We start from the raw sequence: 5,805 nt of genomic DNA, 5'->3' as shown, positions 1-5,805 counted from the left end.
GCGCCGGTTGCCGCGCCTGGATGACGAACGATCCCGGCGCGGCGCTGTCCCTGCTTTGCTTGGGCACCGGTCTTGGGCTTCCTGCCCAAGCCGTTCACTGCTTCGCAGCTCACCCGGCGCAATCTGGTATGCCATTTTCCGGCAATCGCCTAAGCAGACAGACTTGCGAATTTTCGCCCAATACTGAAGAATTTCGCGGTTGGGCGCAGGTGCCGCGCCGAGAAAAAAATGGTGCCGCGAGACATAGGGGGAACGACAACGGACCCGGCATCCGCTCCCGGAGAGGCCGGCGTTGGAAAAATGAGGATGGAGTATTCGCCATGGATCTTTTTCATCTGATATTCCAGAATCTTGGGGCGTCCAGGGCAACGGCCGGAGAGACGACCGGCGGTGCAGGATGCGACGACCTGCCGCAGGCTGTCGAACGCGTGGTCGACGAGATATCTGTGCAACTGCGTTCGATACCCCGTTACGCACGCGTACTCACCGGGCCCGTATCCACTACCTTTACGTACATCGACAAGATCGTTGAGAACACCCCCGGTGCGATCCCCTGCCGCCGGTCAACCTTTGTCGACGATCCGAGGGTCAACGCCTTCTTCAGCAGCCCGCAGCACCTCCAGGAGGTCTTCAGCCATAGCGAGGAAGTGCGCCAGGTGTTCCGGACGGAACCCGAGGCCAGCGAATGCTGGGCATTGCTCTGCATGCGCAAGGAAGAGCGCAGAAAGATCGGGATGGCCGACATCGACGGGTCGATCCGCAAGGATGTCCTGCAAACGGCCGTGAACTTCACCGACCACCAGGTCATCTCTCCTGCGGCGAACGAGCCCGGGGCCCGCTGTGCCCTGAAGTGCTGTATCTTCAAGAGCCTGCTGGCGTATATCCGGGAAAAGGTCTCCTCGGCGCGGACCCGGTCCGAGGAACTGGGATCCCGCCTTAGGTCGCTACAGGGCCGGTTGCGTCGCCTGAAAGAGGGCCGGAATACAGGCGGGACGTTATCGGGACTGCAGGAAGAAATCGACCAGGTCGAGAGCGAGCTCGCCATGGCGGAGCCGCGCCTGGAGACGACCGATGATCTGCTGCAATACCTGGTAGACACGCTGTCGAATCCCGGGGCGTTTATTCAGACTGAAATCCGGTCCATGCGCCTCAACCGTATGGGTACGCGCATCGAGGCGGACTCCGCCGAGCCGGGTTACGAGCTGAATTTATCGGAAATCAAGGTCGCTTCGAGAGAGCCCCGGATCGGCGCAATGGTCCGATTCCCTCGCGATGAACTGCTGCCGCGGGACGATTTTGTCAAGCAGGCGAACCTCTTCCTCTCCCTGTAACCGCTGCCGTTTCGCGCCCCATTCCCGCCGCTTGACGATTGTTTGACGGTTTTCTGAGCCGATCTATGACGCCCTGGCGATATCTTCCGCAGTGTCAATCACGGCACTGCGAGGAAACCGCCATGACTTCTATACTCGAGATGATCGGCATCGGACTGATCCCCGGATTCATTCTGCTGGACCTGCTCTATCGCCACCGTCGCTATGACGCCACTCGTTTCTGGCGACTGCGCGCCCTGGCGGTGACGGCGTTTACCTTCTTCCTGGCTACGGCCGTCGCCCTGTTCTGGGGAGCTCTGCTCGCGGACTACAGCCTGTTCGACGCCAGCGGCCTGGGAATCGTCGGTGGTGCGGCACTGGGTGTGTTCGTATACGAGTTCATCCACTACTGGTATCACCGCGCCGCGCACCAGTCCGATTTTCTCTGGCGCCTTGCCCATCAGATGCACCACAGTGCCGAGAGTCTGGACGCCTTCGGGGCCTACTATCTGCATCCGGTCGATGCATTCTTCTTCACCACCTGGAGCAGTCTGGTGTTTTTCCCGCTACTCGGCGTACAGCCCGAGGCGGGCGCGTTGGGGGCGGCCTTCCTGACCTTCAACGCCATGTTCCAGCACGCGAACATCCGTACACCGCGCCGGCTGGGATACCTGATCCAGCGCCCCGAGAGTCACGCCGTCCATCACGGGCGCGGCATCCATCGCTACAATTATGCCGATCTCCCGCTGTGGGACATGATCTTCGGAACGTTCCGCAACCCGGAAACCGCCACCGGCGAGGTCGGGTTCTACAAGGGGGCGTCCTCGAGGCTGTTGTCGATGCTCTTCTTCCGCGACGTATCCAGATCCGCGAACACGGGGGAAGCGGGCGATTCCGGGATGGAACCGGTTTCAGAGCCTCCCCGCTGACCTCGCGGTCTGCAGTCAATGCGTCGGGTTAGCGCAGCATAACCCGACAGCGCGCCAAGGAGGCGACGTCAGATACTGAACGGGAAGGGGGGCTCGCCCTCGAAGGCGGGATCCGAAATCGACGGATCCTGGCCTTCGGCGGGGTAGGGGATCTCGAGCCGGGTGACCAGACTGACCGGCGGACCGGCTGGACCGAAGTCCTCCACGATCGACGCGATGTTCACCAGTTCCACGTCGATCCGGTCCCGCGAGACGGTCATCACCGAATAGCCGTGCGCCGTGGTATCCGCGTAGCGTAGGTGGGTGTTCACCACGGGATCCTTCAGCGCAAGAATCTCATCGCGTGTGGCTCCTTCGGCTGCGGCGATACCCGACCGCACGCCGTTCGACAGCGTATTGTTCATGTTGGTAATGAAGCCGCCGCTCGTCGCGTCGTCGATAGCGATCAATTGACGGACGAGGCTTTCGGTCGGCGTGGGGTCCTCGAAGCGCGACAGTCTCTCCGTGGCGGCAAACTGGGAAACCGAACTGACCGAACCGGTAACGACCTCGACCGCGGCGGGGGTCGATGTGCCCGCGGGCGCGTCCGGATTCTCGAGCACGATGCCCGCCATGTGGGCGTGAAGGTCCCCGGAGATCGATACCACGTTTCGGATCCCGGACTGCCTCAGAAACCGCATCAGTTCCACCCGTTCGCTGTTGTAGCCGTCCCAGGTGTCGCCCGAGAGCACGAGGTCGGGAATGCCCTCGCCCAGCTCGGTGGTGTTGACGCGCAGGTGCATCAGCGGGACGGAGTTTGCCCAGAGGTTCCAGCGCGCGTCGGAGGCCTGCATCCTGGTCTTCCACCATTGCTTCTGGGTCGGTCCCAGCATCGTGCCGGGCGGGCTGTTGCGGCGCGGGTTCAGGTGAATCTGGCCGAGGAAGAGGAAGGTGTCTGGATTGCCGTTGTTCGCGGTGCGGCCCGCGTCGAGGTCGTTGACGACGTTCAGCGGCAGTGCCACGCGCGAGGCGAAGAACAGGGGATTGTTTCCGGAGATATCTTCAGTGATCGCGTGGTCGCTTCGATTGGTGCGATTGTCGGTCAGCACGAGGTTGACGAGTTTGCCGTAACGAAGGTTGCGGTAGACCGTCATGCTCCCGCGCGCAGCGACCGTATCCGGGTTCGTCACCTGGTTGGCCCCGTCGATACCGTCGTTCGTCGAGGTCCCGACGTCGACCGGACGGAAGCCGTGAGCGTGCCACGGGGTATCGAACGCGGGATCACCGCCGATCAGGTTGGACGGCGTGAACTCATACCACGCCTGATTGGCCGCAACCTTTCGCGGTTGTGACGGTTCGTCGACGCTGCTGTTCGCGCCCCGATCCTGGTAGTTCGCCTCGGTCTGCCAGTTGTCGTCGGAAAACTCGTGGTCATCCGTGACGTGAACGAACGGCCAGTAGGCCCGTGCCGCGCGTAGGTCGGGATCGGACAGGAAGGCGAGGTAGAGGTGCCGGTAATCTTCCAGCGTGCGGGCAAAGACGATGCCGTCGCTCGAGCGGCCCCCGTCCGGGAACGGCCCGATCGCTCTCAGGACACCGTCGCGGTCACGCAGACCGCCCGGTAACGGGTCGTTGCGTTCGTCGAGCGGCTGCTGCAGCGGTTCGTTGAGTGTCTCGTAGATGAAATCACCGAGATGCAGGACGAAGCGGATCCGGTCCCCGGGCGCGGCGGCGAGGTCCTCGTTCATCACTCGCCGGTAGGCGCCGTAGAAACCGTGCAGGCGATCCTGGCAGTTCACCACGGCGAACCGGACCGGACGCTCGTCCGCCGGGTCCGGGGCGGTCAGCGTACGGCCGGTCTGGGAGACCGTGCCGACAGCCGACAGAAACCGGTAGAAATACTCGGTGTCGGGCTGAAGGTCCTCGACGAGCACGCGCAGGGTGTGGTGGCTGGGCGGGCCGACGCTGTAGACGTTCTGGATCAGGACCTCGTCAAAGGCCGGGTCGGTGGCTACCTCGAGGGTGACGGACACGCTGGCCTGCGGATCCCCCTCGGGTTCGGCGCGGGTCCACAGGATGACTGAACTTGCACGGGGGTCGCCGGAGGCGACGCCCTGTGGAAAGCCGGCAGGGGCTTCCTGAGCCGACCCGCTTCCACAGGAGTTGAGGCCCGTGCCGACGGCCGCGGAGGCGGCGAAGGAACCGGCGATTTTCAGGAAATCCCTGCGATGCATGGCTGTGGTTGATCTAGCTCACGTGAGGCGCGAAACACCCGTAGTGAAATTAGTGCATAATACCTAATAAGACAGGGTAAAAAGCACTAATAATATTATGTTTTATAAATGGAAAGTATCCAGTATTCTGGCCGAGTGGGGTATGGCTAAATTATTCTGCATGACCATTCCGGACGCCTATAATTTAGTTTAAAGCCACGCTTCGCGCTCAGGACGTGGCGACAAACGATGGATTCTTTTCACGCTGACGCGGGGAGTAAGTCATGCAGAATCCGATTCGTACCTCTTATCGGTTTATTGTCTCTTTCCTGACCGCCATTTCGCTCGGTATTCTGACATCGGCATGCTCGGACAGTGGGGGCGGTGGTGGCACCAACGGTGGCAGTAACGTCACGACCCAGCAGGCCCAGCAGAGCGCAGCGAGAAGTCTCAATGACTCCATCGGGACGCTAGGAAGCGGCGCCGGGTCGGTTGCGGACGCACCGGCGACAGAGGCGGTAGGGAAAGCGCTGGGGATAGACCCGTCGTCGCTGGGCGTAGGGGACGGCACGACCACCCGGCAGTTCCAGGAAGTCGTCGACACCCTGATCAACGATCCGAACGCGACCGTAACACGGGTCGGCAACACCGTGACGGTCGACCCGCTCGAATCGCAGGTCTGCCAGGAGATCATCCAGGCCGCCGGTTCCAGCGTGCCGCTCGATCAGGCGACGTGCGAGCAGTTGCTGAGTCACTTGACGATGGAGATCGTCATCGTCGACGAGAACAACAGCATCATTCGGTTCAATTTCGACAACAACGTGTTCCTCACCGCGGAGGCTTCACCCAACAAGGTGCGACTGAGTACGGACCTGGCGGAACTCAAGCAGGTCTTGGCCGCGTTAAACGAGGTCCTGAATCCCGGTACCGACCCCGGACTTCCCGCCGTCATGACGGGTGAGGTCGCTGCAACCGCGGAAGCGCTGGGTTCGAACCACGGACGGACGACCCTTGAGGTCTCCAAGCCCGTCAACATCTCGGGGACGTCGAACGGTCAGCCGGTCAGCCTCGCACTGGGTGCGGGGGTCATACTGCAGACGGAGATCAACGAAAACGACTCGACCGCGGCTTTTACCGTGGCAATGGGGTCCATCCTCGCCAACTTCCCGGTAACCGATGCGGGACAGAACGTATTCCCGTCCGAACTGTCGATCGCCGGACTGACGGCCAACGGTTCGCTGACCAATAGCGGCAACAGCCTGCGACTGGCCAATCTCGGAATCGGCGGGTCACCGGCGACCTTCAAGGTCGGCGGAGTCGAGGTGCTGGGTATCGGTTTCACCAACTCCGAGATTTCGGTGGATGGAACGTCCC

General features: G+C 62.0%; 4 protein-coding genes. 3 read left to right on the top strand and 1 reads right to left on the bottom strand.

Features of this window, described 5'->3' with window-relative positions:
- Nucleotides 1-320: 320 nt before the first annotated feature.
- Complete coding sequence (locus LJE91_14370) at nt 321-1,331, top strand: hypothetical protein (GenBank protein ID MCG6869865.1); 1,011 nt, start codon at nt 321-323, stop codon at nt 1,329-1,331.
- Nucleotides 1,332-1,453: 122 nt separating this feature from the next.
- Complete coding sequence (locus tag LJE91_14365) at nt 1,454-2,239, top strand: sterol desaturase family protein (GenBank protein ID MCG6869864.1); 786 nt, start codon at nt 1,454-1,456, stop codon at nt 2,237-2,239.
- Between the two features lie 68 nt (nt 2,240-2,307).
- On the opposite strand, the gene LJE91_14360 is transcribed toward LJE91_14365, so the two are convergent.
- The gene (locus LJE91_14360) at nt 2,308-4,452 is read right to left on the bottom strand and encodes an alkaline phosphatase D family protein (protein ID MCG6869863.1); all 2,145 of its coding nucleotides are present in this window, start codon (nt 4,450-4,452) and stop codon (nt 2,308-2,310) included.
- Nucleotides 4,453-4,715: 263 nt separating this feature from the next.
- Here LJE91_14360 and LJE91_14355 point away from each other — a divergent pair.
- The coding region (locus LJE91_14355; GenBank protein MCG6869862.1) for a hypothetical protein at nt 4,716-5,805 on the top strand (1,090 nt) is incomplete at its 3' end.

Source organism: Gammaproteobacteria bacterium (assembly GCA_022340215.1).
In the GTDB taxonomy this organism is placed as follows: domain Bacteria; phylum Pseudomonadota; class Gammaproteobacteria; order JAJDOJ01; family JAJDOJ01; genus JAJDOJ01.
The sequence above is the reverse complement of the archived record's forward strand: the minus strand, read 5'-3'. Positions and strand labels throughout refer to the sequence as shown.

What these genes read in the sequence shown, in the direction of transcription:
- LJE91_14370 (MCG6869865.1), top strand. Translation starts at nt 321, where the DNA reads ATGGATCTTTTTCATCTGATATTCCAGAATCTTGGGGCGTCCAGGGCA.
- LJE91_14365 (MCG6869864.1), top strand. Translation starts at nt 1,454, where the DNA reads ATGACTTCTATACTCGAGATGATCGGCATCGGACTGATCCCCGGATTC.
- LJE91_14360 (MCG6869863.1), bottom strand. Translation starts at nt 4,452, where the DNA reads ATGCATCGCAGGGATTTCCTGAAAATCGCCGGTTCCTTCGCCGCCTCC.